A 259-nucleotide genomic window follows, 5' to 3' on the forward strand; every position below is an offset into this window, starting at 1 on the left:
GTTGTGAGATGGAGTAGGCAATAAGTGATGCAGCGACCATTCGTGGAACAGCACCAAGTATGGCAGCAAATTCTTCCTGCATTCCCCAATATCCAGCTGGTGGTAGTGAAATGGCTAGATAGAAAAATCCTAGCATCATAACATTCGTTAAAAGTCCGTAAATTACTACCCGTTTAGCTGTAGCTTTACCATAAACTTCTGAAATGGAATCAGTGATAAGAAAAGTAAGGGGATATGTGATGATCCCTGCTGTCAAGAC

Annotated in this window: 1 protein-coding gene; it reads right to left on the reverse strand. The window is 41.7% G+C overall.

Translation table 11 applies throughout. The annotated features are described in order from the left end of the window. Nucleotides 1–259: queuosine precursor transporter (locus AOA59_RS28745; RefSeq protein WP_143522855.1), on the reverse strand; the 259-nt coding region annotated here is incomplete at both ends.

Origin of the sequence: Pseudomonas sp. 2822-15, assembly GCF_002742515.1 — a bacterium.
In the GTDB taxonomy this organism is placed as follows: Bacteria; Pseudomonadota; Gammaproteobacteria; order Pseudomonadales; family Pseudomonadaceae; genus Aquipseudomonas; species Aquipseudomonas salomonii.